The sequence below is a fragment of the Streptococcus cuniculi genome, from assembly GCF_004570575.1.
GTDB classification, from domain to species: domain Bacteria; phylum Bacillota; class Bacilli; order Lactobacillales; family Streptococcaceae; genus Streptococcus; species Streptococcus cuniculi_A.
Map to the genome: position 1 here is coordinate 1 of NZ_SPPD01000028.1, position 16785 is coordinate 16785.

15 protein-coding genes and 9 tRNA genes are annotated in these 16785 nt (G+C 38.4%); 23 read left to right on the forward strand and 1 reads right to left on the reverse strand.

Translation table 11 applies throughout. From position 1 onward, the window contains the following. Positions 1-51 precede the first annotated feature (51 nt). The 16 genes from E4T82_RS11365 to E4T82_RS11440 all read left to right on the forward strand — a co-directional run bounded on the left by E4T82_RS11365 (position 52) and on the right by E4T82_RS11440 (position 8510). Positions 52-125: transfer RNA gene (locus E4T82_RS11365), tRNA-Pro, on the forward strand. A gap of 10 nt (positions 126-135) precedes the next feature. Further along, a tRNA-Met gene (locus E4T82_RS11370) sits at positions 136-209 on the forward strand. Positions 210-222: 13 nt separating this feature from the next. Further along, positions 223-296 (forward strand) — tRNA-Ile (locus tag E4T82_RS11375). Between the two features lie 7 nt (positions 297-303). Beyond that, positions 304-393 (forward strand) — tRNA-Ser (locus E4T82_RS11380). A gap of 13 nt (positions 394-406) precedes the next feature. Then, positions 407-480: transfer RNA gene (locus tag E4T82_RS11385), tRNA-Met, on the forward strand. 15 nt (positions 481-495) lie between these two features. Continuing rightward, positions 496-568 (forward strand) — tRNA-Phe (locus E4T82_RS11390). A 16-nt stretch (positions 569-584) separates the two neighbouring features. Further along, positions 585-655, forward strand: a tRNA-Gly gene (locus E4T82_RS11395). A 34-nt stretch (positions 656-689) separates the two neighbouring features. Then, positions 690-763: transfer RNA gene (locus E4T82_RS11400), tRNA-Ile, on the forward strand. Positions 764-772: 9 nt separating this feature from the next. After that, a tRNA-Ser gene (locus E4T82_RS11405) sits at positions 773-860 on the forward strand. Positions 861-944: 84 nt separating this feature from the next. After that, positions 945-1775, forward strand: a complete 831-nt coding sequence (mreC, locus tag E4T82_RS11410; RefSeq protein ID WP_135182907.1) for a rod shape-determining protein MreC — start codon at positions 945-947, stop codon at positions 1773-1775. Further along, positions 1772-2284: a rod shape-determining protein MreD gene (mreD, locus tag E4T82_RS11415; RefSeq protein WP_135182908.1), complete on the forward strand. Its 513-nt coding sequence runs from the start codon at positions 1772-1774 to the stop codon at positions 2282-2284. The genes mreC and mreD overlap by 4 nt, the downstream gene beginning before the upstream one ends. A gap of 84 nt (positions 2285-2368) precedes the next feature. After that, the gene (gene pcsB / locus E4T82_RS11420; protein ID WP_135182909.1) at positions 2369-3553 is read left to right on the forward strand and encodes a peptidoglycan hydrolase PcsB; all 1185 of its coding nucleotides are present in this window, start codon (positions 2369-2371) and stop codon (positions 3551-3553) included. A 432-nt stretch (positions 3554-3985) separates the two neighbouring features. After that, positions 3986-5809 (forward strand): asparagine synthase (glutamine-hydrolyzing), encoded by a 1824-nt coding sequence (asnB, locus tag E4T82_RS11425; RefSeq protein ID WP_135182910.1) that lies wholly within the window; start codon positions 3986-3988, stop codon positions 5807-5809. Between the two features lie 234 nt (positions 5810-6043). Further along, on the forward strand, positions 6044-7234 hold the full coding sequence (locus tag E4T82_RS11430) for a D-alanine--D-alanine ligase (RefSeq protein WP_135182911.1): 1191 nt from the start codon (positions 6044-6046) through the stop codon (positions 7232-7234). Continuing rightward, positions 7234-7920, forward strand: a complete 687-nt coding sequence (locus E4T82_RS11435; protein WP_135182912.1) for an aspartate/glutamate racemase family protein — start codon at positions 7234-7236, stop codon at positions 7918-7920. Before E4T82_RS11430 ends, E4T82_RS11435 begins: the two co-directional genes overlap by 1 nt. Before the next feature lie 287 nt (positions 7921-8207). Beyond that, positions 8208-8510, forward strand: a complete 303-nt coding sequence (locus tag E4T82_RS11440) for a toxin-antitoxin system protein (RefSeq protein WP_135182913.1) — start codon at positions 8208-8210, stop codon at positions 8508-8510. Positions 8511-8645: 135 nt separating this feature from the next. Here the strand turns inward: E4T82_RS11440 and E4T82_RS11445 are convergent, their stop codons facing one another. Further along, a complete protein-coding gene (locus tag E4T82_RS11445; protein ID WP_135182914.1) occupies positions 8646-9557 on the reverse strand; it encodes an IS982 family transposase in 912 nt (303 codons plus the stop codon). 179 nt (positions 9558-9736) lie between these two features. On the opposite strand from E4T82_RS11445, the gene E4T82_RS12900 reads away from it, so the two are divergent. The 7 genes from E4T82_RS12900 (at position 9737) to E4T82_RS11475 (ending at position 16325) form a co-directional block, all read left to right on the forward strand. Next, a complete protein-coding gene (locus tag E4T82_RS12900) occupies positions 9737-9964 on the forward strand; it encodes a hypothetical protein (RefSeq protein ID WP_194185897.1) in 228 nt (75 codons plus the stop codon). Between the two features lie 17 nt (positions 9965-9981). Then, complete coding sequence (locus tag E4T82_RS11450; RefSeq protein WP_135182915.1) at positions 9982-10839, forward strand: hypothetical protein; 858 nt, start codon at positions 9982-9984, stop codon at positions 10837-10839. Between the two features lie 718 nt (positions 10840-11557). Next, entirely contained in the window at positions 11558-12526 is a 969-nt protein-coding gene (locus tag E4T82_RS11455) for a ribose-phosphate diphosphokinase (protein ID WP_135182916.1), read from the forward strand. A gap of 615 nt (positions 12527-13141) precedes the next feature. Beyond that, the gene (locus E4T82_RS11460) at positions 13142-14320 is read left to right on the forward strand and encodes a pyridoxal phosphate-dependent aminotransferase (protein WP_135182917.1); all 1179 of its coding nucleotides are present in this window, start codon (positions 13142-13144) and stop codon (positions 14318-14320) included. Then, entirely contained in the window at positions 14307-15086 is a 780-nt protein-coding gene (gene recO, locus E4T82_RS11465) for a DNA repair protein RecO (RefSeq protein ID WP_135182918.1), read from the forward strand. The genes E4T82_RS11460 and recO overlap by 14 nt, the downstream gene beginning before the upstream one ends. Beyond that, on the forward strand, positions 15083-16090 hold the full coding sequence (gene plsX / locus E4T82_RS11470) for a phosphate acyltransferase PlsX (RefSeq protein ID WP_135182919.1): 1008 nt from the start codon (positions 15083-15085) through the stop codon (positions 16088-16090). The genes recO and plsX overlap by 4 nt, the downstream gene beginning before the upstream one ends. Beyond that, entirely contained in the window at positions 16083-16325 is a 243-nt protein-coding gene (locus tag E4T82_RS11475; RefSeq protein ID WP_135182920.1) for a phosphopantetheine-binding protein, read from the forward strand. Before plsX ends, E4T82_RS11475 begins: the two co-directional genes overlap by 8 nt. Positions 16326-16785: the final 460 nt, after the last annotated feature.

A 16785-nucleotide genomic window follows, 5' to 3' on the forward strand; every position in this document is an offset into this window, starting at 1 on the left:
TAAGTCGTCCTTACAAGTACTCTACAAGTGGGATACGCCCTCTTATATCTACGGGAAGTAGCTCAGCTTGGTAGAGTACTTGGTTTGGGACCAAGGTGTCGCAGGTTCGAATCCTGTCTTCCCGATTTCTATTTTGGCGGTGTAGCTCAGCTGGCTAGAGCGTCCGGTTCATACCCGGGAGGTCGGGGGTTCGATCCCCTTCGCCGCTATATTGCTTGTGTTGGACCTTTAGCTCAGTTGGTTAGAGCTCTCGGCTCATAACCGAGCGGTCGTAGGTTCAAGTCCTACAAGGTCCATAATTATGGAGGATTACCCAAGTCCGGCTGAAGGGAACGGTCTTGAAAACCGTCAGGCGTGTAAAAGCGTGCGTGGGTTCGAATCCCACATCCTCCTTTACTAATAGTAACGCGGGATGGAGCAGCTAGGTAGCTCGTCGGGCTCATAACCCGAAGGTCGTAGGTTCAAATCCTGCTCCCGCAATTTGATTATGGATATGGCTCGGTAGCTCAGTTGGTAGAGCAATGGATTGAAGCTCCATGTGTCGGCGGTTCGATTCCGTCTCGCGCCATTTTTTAGTAATAAATGCGGGTGTAGTTTAGTGGTAAAACTACAGCCTTCCAAGCTGTTGTCGCGAGTTCGATTCTCGTCACCCGCTTTTGGATAGTTATCCAAAAACCAAACACATGTTTGGGCGCGTAGCTCAGATGGTTAGAGCGCACGCCTGATAAGCGTGAGGTCGGTGGTTCGATTCCACTCGTGCCCATTTATAAATGGAGAATTACTCAAGAGGCTGAAGAGGACGGTTTGCTAAATCGTTAGGTCGGGTAACTGGCGCAAGGGTTCGAATCCCTTATTCTCCGTTGTTTAACGAGATTATCGGATGATATTCTCGTTTTATTGTATAAAAATTTGCTTGGGTTGTATGAGGTTAGGTAAGATAAGAAATGAATAAAGTTGCGAAATTGATTGTTGTGAGTTCAGTGCTTTTGGTTTTGTCCTTCTCTTTATTGTTCTTGACGGTCAATAAGCGATTGGATATTCCTTACCTTTCAAATGGTGTTCACACTTCTCTATCCTATGTGAACCGATTCCTTTCCAAACCCATTCGTTTTTTCTCCGAACAACGGGATGTGGTGACAGAATTAATCGATACTTATGATGAGAATAAGGAATTAAAAGCATCTTTGTCCTCATTAGAAGGTCAAATTGCGGAGTTGGACACGATAAAAAAGGAAAATGCTAGCTTAAGAGAAACTCTTGGGATGACAGATCGGTATGCTGATAAGCAAGTTCTTGTCGGGTTGGTATCTGTGCGGACACCAGTTTCTTGGAATACGCAGTTGACAATTGATTTAGGGAAAAAAGATGGTCTGACTGAGGAAATGCTAGTGGTGGCAAACGGTGGTTTGGTTGGAACAATTGAGCATCTTTATGATGATGTGACCGATGTCAAGTTGCTGTCTAATTCGGATAAAGTGACTAAAATTCCTGTCAAGATTGCGGCAGGAAATACCAATATTTATGGCATTTTAACAGGATACGATACGGATACCAATAGTTTTATTATTAGTCAGTTAAATAGCGCCGATGAAATTGCAGTTGGTAGCAATGTTGTTACAAGTGATTTAGCTGGGGCTACGCCATCTAATATTCAAGTTGGGAAAGTCAGATCCATTAAGACCAGTAGTAGTGATTTAATTCGTGAGTTATATGTTGAGCCGACTGCGAATTTTTCCAATATTTATTCCGTTTTGGTCATAGGAGATGGAAGATGAAAAACTACGTGAAGTATACAATTCCCCTCTTATTGTTGCTAGCTTTTGTGATAGATGGGCAGTTGTCTACATTATTTATTAATTTGACACCTGGCATTATCACTGTATCGAGTCACTTTTTATTGATAATAGCTTTGTATTCCGTTCTTTATATTCCTACTTTTTACAATGTTGTGATATTTACGATTATTGGTTTCTTGTATGATATTTACTATTTGAATATCATAGGGATTTTTGTAACCTTGTTCCCACTAGCTGTTTATCTGATTGATTATTTCTATCAGAGTTTAAGGTTTAAACGAGTGACCAATCATATCATCTTATTAGTTGTCATCTTTGTGGTGGAGTTTGGGGCATTCTTATCTGCTCGTCTATTTGAAGTGTCCAATTTGTCCATGTTTATCTTTGTTGTCTATAGTTTGGTGCCTACCCTAGTCTTTAATTCTCTTTTATTATTGGTGTTACAGCCTGTATTAGAGAAGTTCTTTTATATAACGAATAAGACATAAAATTGTAATAATCGCGTAATATTTTTACGCGATTTTTTTGGTAGAATGATATAGTCAGAAAGAATAGAGGAGTTTAACGAACCTATGAAGAAAAAAATCTTAGCGAGTTTGCTAGTGAGTACCATCGCTTTAACAACTATTGGAAATGTATTGGAAGTCAAAGCAGATGATACAGATAGCAAGATTGCAGCTCAAGATAATAAAATTAAAGAAATTACGAACCAACAAGCTACTGCCCAAGCGCAGGTTGATGCACTTCAAGCGCAAGTTGACTCTATTGTTGCGGAACAAGCTAGCTTGACAGCTGAAAATGAGCGTTTGGAAGCTGAAACTCAAGCTCTTAGTGCAGAAATCGAAAAATTAGCTGGTGATATTGTATCACGCGATGAAGCCTTGAAAAAACAAGCTCGTAGCGCGCAAACAGACGGTTCAGCAACTAGCTATATCAACACCATTTTGGATTCTAAATCAATTGTGGATGCTTTGTCTCGTGTGAATGCTATGCGTGAAATTGTTGCAGCAAACAATCGTATGCTCGGGCAACAAAAAGCAGATAAAGAAGCAATTGAAGAAAAACAAAAATCAAATCAAGAAGCAATCAACACTCTTATAGCTAATCTTCGTAAACTTGATGAAGATGCAAAGGCATTAGAGGCTCGCCAAGCAGAATTGAAAGTAGCTCAGTTAAATTTGGCTGCTGAAAAAGCAACTGCAGAAGATGAAAAGCAAGCCTTGATTGAAGAAAAAGCAGCGGCTGAAGCGGCAGCCCAAGCAGCGGCAGCAGCTCAGGCAGCTTATCAAGCGCAACAAGCGGCGGCAGCCCAAGCAGCAGTATCACAATCACAACAGCCAGTTGTATCTAATGTAGTTTCGAATCCATCATCGGATACATCTGGATCTTCAGTAAGTACTCCACAACCAAAGATTACATATGATTCAAACAATACTTATCCATGGGGTCAATGTACATGGGGTGTTAAGACGCTTGCGCCTTGGGTAGGAAATTATTGGGGAAATGCAGGACAGTGGTTGCATAGTGCACAAGCAGCTGGTTTTAGTATCGGTTCGACTCCTAAAGTAGGGGCTGTTGCAGTTTGGAACAACACCTATTGGGGACACGTAGCGGTAGTGACTGCTGTTAATGGAAATCAAATCCAAGTTATGGAAGCAAACTATGGTGGAGATGGCTATAATGCGGATCCTAGAGGGATTGGAAACTACCGTGGTTGGTTTGTTCCAACAGGTGTTACTGGGTATATCTATCCTTAGTCAGAGTAACTCTTTGGAGAGAATCCACAAAGTTTAGTATCATGTATAACACAACATCATCTGAATGAGTTTGTTTTATCAATTCTCTTATTCGGATGATGTATTTTTTATCTAGAAAATTGATAAGGGAGTTGTTTTCCTTATTACAAATGTTGATAGAGCTTAGAGGAAGCCTGCCAATAGAAGTGATTCAATTGACAAAAACAGGTCAAAATTATATAATAAGCGGGTGACTTGGTTATATGGTATATCCTGATTCTTATGCTGGGGTCTTCATTTAGAACCGAGTGAAGTAATCATAAAGTAAAGTACGAGAAGTGCTGTCTGAGGAAAGGCACTGTATTCGTGTTGTCCAGAAAAGGATTGTCTTTTCAGGATTTTATTATTTTTTAGAGAAATGATTTATTAGTAGTTGTATATAAGGGAGTAAGTATGTGCGGATTTGTTGGATTCTATAGCAATACGATAACGGATAAAAATGTCGTGAAAGAAATGAGTGACCAAATTGCTCATAGAGGGCCAGATAGTGATGGCTATTATTTTGATAAAGGGATTAACTTTGGTTTCAGACGCTTGAGTATTATTGATTTGAACGAGGGCTCACAGCCTATTTTAAATGAATCAAACGATATCGCTATTATTTTTAATGGTGAAATCTATAACTATCAAGAGATTCGGGAAGATTTAGTCCAAAAAGGATACCACTTTAAAACTCATACAGATACAGAAGTAATCTTACATGGGTATGAAGAATATGGTGAGGAAGGAATTTTATCCAAATTAAGAGGGATGTTTGCCTTTACTATCTGGGATAGCAAACAAGAAAAGTTGTTTGGTGCGCGGGATCATTTTGGTATTAAACCATATTATTACAGTGTTTTGGGAGAAGATTTTATTTTTGGTTCAGAAGTTAAATCATTCTTGCGTTTTCCTAATTTTGAAAAGAAGATAAATGAAGAAGCTCTAAAACATTACTTAGTGTTCCAATACAATCCTTTGGAGGAGACCTTCTTTAAAGGAGTAAAAAAACTTCGTCCAGGCCACTACTATACTTATCAAAATGGAAAACTGGATATCAAGCGATACTATACCATTCGTTTAGACTATGAAGATATTACGTTTGACGAAGCAGTTTCAAAGATTGAAAAGGAAGTTGAACAATCAGTTGAATACCACAAAATTAGTGATGTAGAGGTTGGTTCTTTCCTATCTGGTGGTGTTGACTCTAGTTATGTAGTAGCGACTGCACTTCCGAATAAAACCTTCTCTGTTGGTTTTGACAACGAAGGATTTGATGAAACCATGTATGCGAAAGAGTTATCAGATACTCTCGGCATTCAAAACTATTCTAAGATTATCAGTCCAGATGAGTTTTTTGAAGGTATCGAAAAAGTGCAGTATTTTTCAGATGAGCCTCATGCAAATCTTTCAGCCGTTCCGCTTTATTTTCTATCTAAATTAGCTTCGAAACAGGTGAAAGTGGTTCTATCGGGTGAAGGTGCTGATGAATTATTTGCCGGTTATAATGAGTATGAAGAAGCCTTGCCACAAAAAGTCTATAAACTTCTTCCATTCTCATTAAGACAGTTGTTGTACAGAAAATTGAAGGATAAACCACATTTTCGTGGTAAGTCTATCATCACAAAATATGGTCAAAAAGTTGAAGATCGATATATTGGACAGGCTGAAATCATGTCTGACGACCAAGCAAACACCCTTTTGCAAGAGAAATATAAAAATTCTGTAAAATCAAGTGATTTAACGAAAAAATATTATGACGAAGTGAAGGATATGGATGATGTTTCGAAAAAACTATATCTGGACATGAATATGTGGATTGTTGACGATATTTTATTGAAAGCCGATAAAATGACAATGGCAAATTCGATTGAATTGAGAGTACCCCTACTTGATAAAAAAATGTGGGAATTAGCTCGAACTATCCCAGTCAAACATAAGGTTAATGGAACAACAACCAAGTATGCCTTCCGAAGAGCGGCTAAAAATAAATTACCAGAAAGCTGGGCTAAGAGAAGAAAACTTGGTTTTGTTGTACCGTTTGTCAATTGGATTAAGGAAGAAAGATACTACAATATCGTTAAGGAGACTTTCAAGAAGGACTTTGTAGGTGAGTTCTTTGATGTTGAACAAATCAATGGTCTATTGGATGATCACTACAATAATGTAGAAAATAATGGTCGTAAGGTGTATACTATTTATGCATTTCTAAAGTGGTATGAACAGTATTTTAATTAGGAAGACATTTGAAAGTGAATAAGATGATTTCATTTCCTAAATTTTAAGTAGTTGAAAAGCTAAGATTTTCAAGATGAGGGACTCCTTCCTGCAAGAATGTGAGGATCCCTATCCCTAACTCCCCTTTCCGTACACAAGTGAGCCGTTTATTGAAGGAGAATTTACGTGCTCTTAGTCCGTTACTTGTGTTTGGAAGAAAGGGGTGTTTTGATAAACATGTAAGGAATGATAGATATGAACAAAGCGGTTGTTTTAGGGTGTAATTATTATATCGGTTTAAGCATTATAAGATGCTTGGGAAGAGAAGGAGTAGACGTTGTAGCATGTGATTATGATTTTAAAGATTCCTACGGTGCAAAGTCAACATATATCCGTGAATTTTTGCAAGTGGCGAATTTCAACGAGAATGAGCAACAAACCTTATCAGATCTGATGGAGTATGGGAAGCATCAAGCTGAAAAACCGGTACTATTGCCTTCTCACGATAAATATGTTGAGTTTATTGATCGCTATTATGATGAACTAGAGGAATATTATTTAATCAGTCAAGCTAAGGGGCTCAACAGCCAGCTATTGGACAAATGGGTACTACATGATATTGCTCACCAACATGGAGTAAGAGTTCCCGCTACTATCCATTCACAAGATGAGCAGCTATTTGAAAGAGTTGTGAATGAACTTGGTTTTCCTTGTATTATTAAGCCCTTTGATACAGTCATCTTTACAAAAATCTTTAGAAATAAGGTATTTATTTGCCACAATGAAGATGAATTGAAGATTGGTATTCAGAAAGCAAAAGAGAATGATATAGATGTCTTTGTGCAAGAAATCATCCCAGGATTTGATGACTGCATGTTAACTTATGATTTTCATATTGATCGAACTGGAAAGACAAGCCACTACATGACAGCTCAAAAACAGCGTCAGTGGCCGATTAACTTTGGTGCTTCTGTTTTTACGATTCAAAAATATAATCAAAAATTGGTAGATATTTCTAAACCATTTTTGGAAGCGATTGGGTATAGAGGATTTGGAGAAATTGAATTTAAACAGCATGACAAAACTGGGGAAATTTATCTCATTGAAATCAATGCTCGGACAACAAACTTTAATCATATGATTTATAAGGTGGGCCTCAACATGCCTTATATTGCCTATCTTGATTTGACTGGACAGTTGAAGGAATCAGATTACAAATATATTGACTATAATACAAATTATGCCTTTATTTATGGATTTGAGGATGTGGTTGCTATCTGGCATTACTGGAAGACAGGTCAAGTGGGAATTCTGAAATCCTTAAAAATTTCTTTTTCTAAAAAATGGGCTCCAGCCATCTTTTCAATATCAGACATCAGACCATGGCTTTTCTTTAACCAAAGGTTACTTGGAAAAGTAGTCAATAAAATGTTCAGGAGGAAATAATGTATAAATTAGGGATTATAGGAGGCATGGGCCCCTTAGCGACTGTAAGATTTTATGAAAAAATAGTGTTACAGACAGAAGCGAGGAAAGATAACGATCATATTGATTTGGTCGTCTTAAATCATGCTACTATACCTGATCGAACTACATGCATTATAGAAGAACAAGGCGAGGACTTCCTGGAGGCTATCAAGGGAGATTTTGAAAAGTTGGAACAATTAGGAGTGGATACAGTAGCGATCCCTTGTAATACCAGTCATTATTATTTTGAAGAATTTAGCCAATTTACAGACTTGCAGATCATCAATATGATTGAAGAAACTGTTTTAGAAGTGAAAAAAAGAGGTAATAGTACGATTGTCGTTTTTGGAACAGTTGGGACCGTGACTTCTAAAGTTTATGACAAATATGCTGCCAAGCATGGTATACAGGTACAGCCTCTTTCGTCAGAAGATATGTATAAAGTGGCAGATATCATTTATGGAATCAAGGCGACAAACAATTTAGAAACAGATCAATTTGAAGACATTTTAAAGCGGTATTGTACAGATGATATTGTAGGCGTTATCGCTTGTACAGAATTGAGTTTATTAGCGATTAATAAAGAGATTAATACTATTGATGCTATGGATGTTCTAGTTGAAAAGAGTATTGTTCGCAGTGGAAAAAGGTTAAAAACGCTATAGTTCTATATAGCTATTCTTATGATTCGAAAGCAAATGAGCCCCAAAATGGCTGTAGTATAGTTGCGATATGGTGATTGGTTTAAAAAACTGTTTATCTAGGCTCTGAGACGCATAAAATTATTTATTTTATAAAAACCAACCAAGTAGGTATTATTAACTTTAAATATAGAATAAAGATCGTTATTGAAAATAATGGTTTTTATTTTGTGTTTCATTATCAGATGAAAATTGAGAAAAGTATGGGTTGTGCCATAATTATATTACAGCTATTAAAGAGAGGTGCTTTCATGGCAAGTAAATTATTTCAAAAGCGGGTCGATGTAGATTTTCTTGAACGTGTGTCAGAGATTTATGATTCTTTGGGGACTTCTGTTGGTAATGCTTTTGTAAAGTTTAAAGAGTGTAAGGGAGTGCCATTTGAGTTAAGACAAGCAGTGTATCATGATGAGAATCGGGAACATGTAGCAGATGAGGAGCTTGAGTCTGCGAAGTTAAGGCTTAGAAAGTATATTAAAGAAAACGCTACAGCTAGAAGATTAGATGTGAACAGTAAAGAAGACATAGCGCTTCTATTTGATGAGGAGCGGTGATGTTGAGAATGAGTGAGCCTACAGTTGCCTTTACTTTTGTGGAGTATACTGATGGTTCAGGAGAGAAGAAACAACTATGTAATTTAGATAGATGAAAACGTTTTTTTATATTATAATACCCGTTGTGCTAGTTAATTAAGCGTAAGCAAGTGAATATTTTAAACTGATACCAAATTCAGCATGACTGCTTTTAAGCAAAAGAGAATAGATAAGTAATATTGCCTCTGTTTTAAATTTGAGTGATTGAATGTTTCGACAACGTAAAGACTCAATGCCAAACTGCTCTAAACTAGAAAATACGGTCTCCACTGGTTTCCTCAATCGACTTATTTTATAATTGTCTATCTCTGAATACCCCACCATGTTTTTTCTGAGTTGAGAAATTAACTGGATACCACAGTCTGCTAACTCTGCCTTTGTCAGTCTATCCACATATCCTTTATCTCCATAAACGATTGGAAATGGGCTATTTTTAAGTAGTTCCAAAGCAACATCGCCATCATAAATAGATGCGGGTGTGACAACATAATCAATAGGAAACCCACTATCGCTGACAAGAACTGAAAATTTCAAGCCATAATAATGGATTTTCTTAGTCGCATTATAGCCGATATCTGCCACCTCTGATAACAATGTAGCTCTCATGTTGCGAATGGGCTGGCATAGAGCACAAGGAAAGCTGTCAATCAAGCCGAACGAGCAGGTTTGACAAAGATCTAAGACCATAAAATAACGCATACGCTGAATACTTTGAGCAAGATTTTGACAGATACGGCAAAATCGAGAGCGTTCTGGGAAGGTGTCGGGGAAGAGATTATGACGAATCGCACGGTAAATAGAACTTGCCGTCCAGCAACCCTCTTGCATTGCCCAGAGATAACTAGCGATAACAACGACATCAGATTGTTTTTGTAGGTGGATGTTTCGCCGATTTCGAACCTCATAGGGAACAAATCGCTCATATAAAGCAAGAACTTGGGTCAAGATTTTTGAAAAAATAACTTGTGTTTGATTGGGATTTGCGAGATAATAATGTTGGCTTTGCATATCATTCCTCATTTCGTGGTTGTTTTGAGTTTATGATATGCAAAGTTTTTTGTTTTGGCTAGAATTAACTAGCACAACGGGTATTATAATATATATGAACAAGAAAATGAGGAGGTGTAAGAACACGAATCGTTCATAGCGTTAAGATATTTACTTATATTGGCTATAAAATACTAACAGTGTATCGTATTTTAGCGAAAGGAACAGATGTCAAAGAAAGAGATGCTTTAGTGAGAAGTGGTTGGAGAAACGAAGGTGTTATCTTCTATTCTTCAGGTAAGCGTCCAGTTTATCGTTTATATCATTCAGCATTAAAAGTTCATCTCTTTACTTCAGACAAACATGAATATGATGTCTTGGGTACACGAGGCTGGAGACGAGAAGGTATTGCGTGGTACGTTGAATAAGAAAGGGGAAAATGAATATGAAAGTAAGAAATGTTATTTTATCATTAGTAGGAATGCTTTCTTTAGTATTACTATTTGCAGTAAACACAACTTCTATTTATGCTGATGAAAAGACATATGATTATGAATCATCTGAAAAATACTTTGATTTCAATACAATTCCAGCTGAGGATCTAGTAGTTGGGGATTCAGGACAGGTTCGTCCTAATCAAAATAGTATCTTTAAAGATTTTGAATATGCCTTCAGCTATCATGTTAGTGATCCAACGATTCTTAGTATAGATAAGAAGGGGAATTGGAAGGTCTTGAAATCAGGGAAAGTAACCCTAATGGTTTTTGGTCGTCATGAGTATAATGAGAGTCCAGAATTTGAAGCAGAGCTTGATAAATATGGTATTGTAAGAAAGTTTAGCGAGGGACCTAGACATACGAAAGCGCCATTCAATGTTTATAGGGAGATTACAGTTACTGATCAGCCACAAAACATAGGGGTTTATCGCTTGTATAATCCAAATCTCAAGGTTCATCTCTATACCAAAGATATTAACGAGTATACTGTATTGGCAGCGCGAGGTTGGCGACAAGAAGGTGTTGCATGGCAGTCACACCTTACAAAAGGAACTCCCGTTTACCGCCTCTACCACTCAGGCCTAAAAGTTCATCTCTACACGATGGATACAAACGAATATAAGATTCTTGCCACTCGGGGCTGGAATCAAGAGGGAGAAGCCTATAAATCAAACGGCAGTACACCAGTTTATCGTTTGTACCATGCAGGCATTAAAAAGCACCTCTACACACGAGACGCCAACGAAAAAAATGTCCTCTCTACTCGTGGTTGGAAGTACGAAGGCGTTGCTTGGAATGTAGAATGATGAATATAAAAGACTAGAATTGAGTTTCTAGCCTTTTTAGGTTGTTATTTCCGTTGTAACAGACTGATTGATTTCGGAAAATCATATCAAAATGAGCATTCTTAGCATCTTTAAGAGCTTGTTTAGATATTGTCTTATATAGTAGGTAGTAAAATAAAAGCCATGTGCGATACTTGGATAACTCTGCTTTAGATTTTCAATAAAAGCTGTATCGGCTAGTTCTTCTATATCGATGCTAGTGACGCTGCGTTTCTGTTTACAGAAGTGGTTGATGAGTTCGTTGATTGGAATAGTTGCTGACTGATATTCTTCTATGATAGTATTTTTGCTTATTTGATTGCTTTGTGATATGTTCCGTACAACTTTTGATTCAAAAAATGTTGTAGGGATTGGGACAGAAGTACCTAATGCCCTTGTTTTTTTAGAGCAAAAGTATATATTAACAGTCCATTGGCCTGTTCATACCTGAGCTCGGAAACCCGAAAGCGAGACTTGTCGCTGGGTTCAATGTTCCAGTGGAGCATTGAAGAGAATAGAAAGTTGTGAGCAACTTATCCATGACGTTGATAAGTCAATATTTTAGTTCGAACCTAGAAATAAAGGAGTGAGGATAATCGGTTTCTACGAAATACCGATTTCTGTCCCACTCCCTATTTTTGTTTGAAAATTGGTTTAAAAAGGGTTAAAATAGTAGGGTAAAAATAAATAGGAGGCTGTCATGGCGTTTTCTGACATAAAGTTATTTGCTCTTAGTTCTAATCAGAAGTTAGCGGCTAAGGTTGCAAAAAAAATGGGGATTTCTTTAGGGAAGTCTACCGTTCGTCAATTTTCAGATGGTGAAATTCAAGTGAATATTGAAGAGTCTATTCGCGGAAGACATGTATATATTCTTCAATCAACTAGTTCTCCAGTGAATGATCATTTAATGGAGATTTTGATTATGGTAGATGCCTTGAAGCGGGCATCTGCAGAGTCAGTAAATGTCGTTATTCCTTATTATGGTTATGCACGTCAGGATCGTAAAGCACGTGCACGAGAGCCAATAACTTCTAAATTAGTTGCCAATATGTTAGAGATTGCAGGTGTTGATCGTTTATTGACCATTGATTTGCACGCAGCACAGATTCAAGGTTTCTTTGATATTCCAGTGGATCATTTGATGGGGGCACCTTTGATTGCGGATTACTTCGAGCGTCGTGGCATGATTGGAGAGGGATATGTGGTGGTTTCTCCTGACCATGGTGGTGTAACGCGTGCACGGAAGTTAGCGCAATTCTTAAAGACTCCGATTGCTATTATTGACAAGCGCCGTAGTGTTGATAAGATGAATACATCAGAAGTGATGAATATTATCGGAAATATTGAGGGTAAAACTTGTATTTTAATTGATGACATGATTGATACGGCAGGAACGATTTGCCATGCGGCTGATGCTTTAGCAGAAGCTGGTGCAGTAGAAGTATATGCTTCATGTACCCACCCTGTCTTGTCTGGTCCTGCTATGGAGAATATCCAAAACTCTGCGATTGAAAAATTGGTTGTACTAGATACGATTGAAATCCCTGAGGAGCGTTTGATTGATAAGATTGAACATATTTCGACAGCTGATTTGTTGGCTGAAGCAATCATTCGGATTCACGAAAAACGCCCATTGTCACCTTTATTTGAAACAGTTAAGGATAAATAAGAATGCGGGCTGAAGCGATAGTTTCAGCCTGTTCTTTGTCATATCAAACGCATGAAAAAGTTATGTTTTCAGGTACTGTCTTTTCATAAAAAATTATATTTTTTACGATGAGATGGTGTTATCATGACGGTAGGGACGGGCCTCTCTCTGATAAATGGTAAAAAATATGCAAATACTTTAAAAAATGCAGGTAGCTAGAAAATGGTTAGATGCATCTTCTTCATGCCTACGTCGTGGTTCTTTGTAGTGTAAACTTTTTCTCAACTGAAAATAGTGGTATAATGTGGTATAGCAGTCTATTTTATCAATAGAACTGTATTTTATAGTTGTTCGGTCTATCTTTTCCGATTTCGATGATTGAGAAAGCGTCGGTAGCGTTGTTTGTAGAAGATACGAGAGCACAAAAGAAAACAGAAAAGGTAGGAAATATGGTGAAGAGTTGGTTTGCTACGAATGCTCTCACTTGGAATTCTTAGCTGTAATCGGCTAAAGCCGAAACAACTGCCTATCTTTTTCACACAGAGTTCAGATTTTGTTCAATTTATTTGTTTTTAAAATTTTATTGAGTTTAAATAAAAAACAATATAGTGTAGGAGTAAAATAGAGAGGTGATAGATGGACTTACATCATCGTTTTAATCGGAATTTGAATCGAATTGAAGTATCCATGATTCGGCAGTTTGATCAGGCTATTTCAGATATTCCTGGTATTTTAAAGTTAACTTTGGGAGAGCCTGATTTTACAACACCAGATCACGTAAAGGAAGCAGCAAAAGCTGCTATTGATGCAAACCAGAGCCATTATACAGGCATGGCGGGTCTACTTGAATTGCGGCAGGCAGCAGCAGAATTTGTTGCGGAAAAATACAACTTGTCTTATAATCCCATGAATGAAATCCTGGTTACAATCGGAGCAACAGAAGCCTTGTCTGCTAGTTTGGTGGCGATTTTGGAGCAGGGAGACACTGTCTTGTTGCCAGCCCCTGCTTATCCAGGGTATGAGCCGATTGTCAATATGGTGGGGGCAGATATTGTCGAGATTGACACAACGACAAATGCTTTTGTGTTGACAGCAGAGATGTTGGAACAAGCGATTATTGAGCAGGGAGATAAACTTAAGGCAGTTATTTTGAATTATCCTACAAATCCGACAGGAGTAACCTATTCTCGAGAGCAGATTCAAGCCTTTGCAGAGGTTCTGAAGAAATATCCTATTTTTGTCTTGTCAGATGAGGTTTATGCGGAATTAACCTATACAGGAGAGCCCCATGTGTCGATTGCGGAGTTTTTACCAGAACAGACAATTTTGATTCAAGGTCTGTCTAAATCGCATGCCATGACAGGTTGGCGGATTGGTATGATTATGTCGTGTGCAGAGATTATTAGTCAGGTGATTAAAAGTCATCAATATTTAGTGACAGCAGCAGCGACATCGATGCAGTATGGTGCCTTAGAAGCTTTAAGAAACGGAAAAGACGATGTTTTTCCTATGCGTCAAGAGTATATCAAACGTAGGGATTATCTGATTGAGAAGATGATAGCTCTTGGATTTAAAATCATTAAGCCAGATGGGGCATTTTATATCTTTGCTAAGATTCCAGATGGTTACAATCAAGATTCCTTTGATTTCTTGCAGGAATTTGCCCTTAAAAAAGCGGTTGCCTTTATCCCTGGTGCTGCCTTTGGTCAGTATGGAGAGGGCTATATTCGGATTTCTTATGCGGCTAGTATGGAGACGATAGAGCAGGCAATGATACGATTGAAAGAATTTATGGCAGACTATGGAACGGATTGAAACAAGCGGAATCGTTCTTTATAATCGAGACTTTCGTGAAGAGGATAAATTGGTTAAAATCTTTACTGAACAGGCTGGAAAACGAATGTTTTTCGTGAAACATGCTGCTAAATCGAAATTGACTGCTGCAATTCAGCCCTTGACCTATGCAGATTTTATTGTCAAAATCAGTGAAGATGGCCTGAGTTATATAGAGGATTTCCATCAGATTCAAGCCTTTCGCCACCTCAATCAGGATATTTTCTGCTTGAGTTATGCGACTTATATATTGGCTTTAGCAGATGCTTGTGTACAGGATAAAATTCATGATGCAGCCCTGTTTGCTTTCTTGGTGAAAACCTTGGAGCTAATGGATTCAGGCTTGGATTATGAGATTCTGACTAATATTTTTGAGATACAATTACTGGGGCGGTTTGGGGTGTCCTTGAATGTGCATGAATGTGTCTTTTGCCATCGGGTGGGTCTACCCTTTGATTATTCTTATCGCTATTCAGGGGTTCTATGCCCACAACACTATCATGAAGATGAGAGGCGCTTGCATCTGGATCCTAATGTGCTCTATCTGATTGACCAATTTCAGGCGATTTCTTTTGGGGAATTGGAGCGGATTTCGGTCAAAGATGGGATGAAGCGTAAATTGCGGCTTTTTATTGATCAGCTCTATGATGAGTATGTCGGTATCCATCTAAAATCAAAGAAATTTATTGACGCTCTGTCTTCTTGGGGGCAGTTAATGAAACAAACAGAAAATGAGGAATCAAAATGAAACGTATTGCTGTTGATGCAATGGGGGGAGACCATGCTCCACAAGCTATTGTAGAAGGTGTCAATCAGGCATTGGCTGCTTTTTCTGATATTGAAATCCAGTTGTATGGAGATGAGGTAAAGATCAAACCTCTTTTGACCAGTATGGATCGGGTATCGATTATTCATACGGAAGAGAAGATCGAGTCAAATGATGAGCCAGTCAAGGCGATTCGACGCAAGAAACATTCTTCTATGGTGCTTGCAACCAAGGCTGTTAAGACAGGGGAGGCTGATGCAGTCTTATCTGCTGGAAATACAGGAGCTCTTCTTGCTGCCGGTGTCTTTGTTGTCGGGCGCTTGAAGCAGATCGATCGTCCGGGTTTGTTATCAACCTTGCCAACTATGGATGGAACAGGCTTTGACATGATGGACTTGGGGGCTAATGCGGAAAATACAGCTCATCATTTGCATCAATATGCAATTTTGGGATCCTTTTATGCCCAGTATGTTCGCGGGATTGCCCGTCCACGTGTAGCCTTGTTGAACAATGGAACAGAAGAGTCAAAAGGAACGCCTATTCATAAGGAAGCCTATGAATTGCTTTCAGCAGATGAATCGATTCATTTTATTGGGAATATCGAGGCGCGTGAACTGTTAAATGGGGTTGCAGATGTAGTAGTGACGGATGGTTTCACGGGAAACGCGGTGCTAAAGACCATTGAGGGAACGGCAAAAAGTATCCTCAGCCAGCTCACTTCGGCTATCAAAAATGGTGGCTTATTGGCAAAAATAGGTGGCTTGCTCTTGAAACCGACCTTGAAGTCGGCTCTTGGAGCCCTCGACTACAAAAAAGCGGGAGGGGCGGTACTTCTGGGTTTAAAAGCACCTGTCATTAAGGCACACGGGTCGAGCGATGCAGTAGCGATCTATCATACAATTCGCCAGATTCGAACCATGCTAGGAGCGGAGATTATCCAGAAATCAGTTGAGTATTTTTCACAGGAGGAGGCAGCTCATGACTAAGGAAGAAATTTATCAGCGAATTGAGGAAATTCTCATTGAGGAAAAAGGCGAGGGTTTGCTGCTTCACCCAGAGTTGGCTGTTCAGGAAGAATTGCTGGAGGATTCTGTTGAGGTCATGGAGCTGGTTTTGACCTTGGAGGATGAATTTCACATCATGATTTCCGATGAAGCGATTGAAGGATTTGAAACACTGGCAGATATTGTAGCTTATATTGAGGAGCAAACAGGAGGCTAATCAATGCTATATGGGCAAATAGTCTAGTTGACCTGAAAATTTAGAGGATATGATAGTTGCTGTTTGCTAAGGGTGGCTAAGTAGAAGCTATCTCTATCTGCATTTTTTATACTCATCAAAAATCAATATCTAATGTTGTTACTATCTCTTGCTGAATGTTGGAACACTACAAGCTATTGCTAAGAAAGTATATGCAGAGTGTTCAAGCAGTCGCAATCTAATTTTTATATGCTCAATAGAGTAACTAAACGTTCGTCTTTTGGCGAACGTTTTTTGGTTTGTCAGGTGAGTTTATTAGTATTTTCTTGAATAAACGAATATTATATGATAAAATCCCGAGTTTATCACTTAAAAACAAGCAAAGACCAGCTCCCTCCTTGTGTGCCAAGGGATTTGGCTGGTCTTTAAATTTATTTTAGTGTTGTATATGGATTTTTAGCGTAATGTTTGAGCTCTTCAA

What these genes read in the sequence shown, in the direction of transcription:
- E4T82_RS11435 (WP_135182912.1), top strand. Translation starts at nt 7,234, where the DNA reads ATGTATAAATTAGGGATTATAGGAGGCATGGGCCCCTTAGCGACTGTA.
- E4T82_RS11445 (WP_135182914.1), bottom strand. Translation starts at nt 9,557, where the DNA reads ATGCAAAGCCAACATTATTATCTCGCAAATCCCAATCAAACACAAGTT.
- recO (WP_135182918.1), top strand. Translation starts at nt 14,307, where the DNA reads ATGGAACGGATTGAAACAAGCGGAATCGTTCTTTATAATCGAGACTTT.
- mreD (WP_135182908.1), top strand. Translation starts at nt 1,772, where the DNA reads ATGAAAAACTACGTGAAGTATACAATTCCCCTCTTATTGTTGCTAGCT.
- mreC (WP_135182907.1), top strand. Translation starts at nt 945, where the DNA reads ATGAATAAAGTTGCGAAATTGATTGTTGTGAGTTCAGTGCTTTTGGTT.
- plsX (WP_135182919.1), top strand. Translation starts at nt 15,083, where the DNA reads ATGAAACGTATTGCTGTTGATGCAATGGGGGGAGACCATGCTCCACAA.
- E4T82_RS11460 (WP_135182917.1), top strand. Translation starts at nt 13,142, where the DNA reads ATGGACTTACATCATCGTTTTAATCGGAATTTGAATCGAATTGAAGTA.
- pcsB (WP_135182909.1), top strand. Translation starts at nt 2,369, where the DNA reads ATGAAGAAAAAAATCTTAGCGAGTTTGCTAGTGAGTACCATCGCTTTA.
- E4T82_RS11440 (WP_135182913.1), top strand. Translation starts at nt 8,208, where the DNA reads ATGGCAAGTAAATTATTTCAAAAGCGGGTCGATGTAGATTTTCTTGAA.
- asnB (WP_135182910.1), top strand. Translation starts at nt 3,986, where the DNA reads ATGTGCGGATTTGTTGGATTCTATAGCAATACGATAACGGATAAAAAT.
- E4T82_RS11455 (WP_135182916.1), top strand. Translation starts at nt 11,558, where the DNA reads ATGGCGTTTTCTGACATAAAGTTATTTGCTCTTAGTTCTAATCAGAAG.
- E4T82_RS11475 (WP_135182920.1), top strand. Translation starts at nt 16,083, where the DNA reads ATGACTAAGGAAGAAATTTATCAGCGAATTGAGGAAATTCTCATTGAG.
- E4T82_RS11430 (WP_135182911.1), top strand. Translation starts at nt 6,044, where the DNA reads ATGAACAAAGCGGTTGTTTTAGGGTGTAATTATTATATCGGTTTAAGC.
- E4T82_RS11450 (WP_135182915.1), top strand. Translation starts at nt 9,982, where the DNA reads ATGAAAGTAAGAAATGTTATTTTATCATTAGTAGGAATGCTTTCTTTA.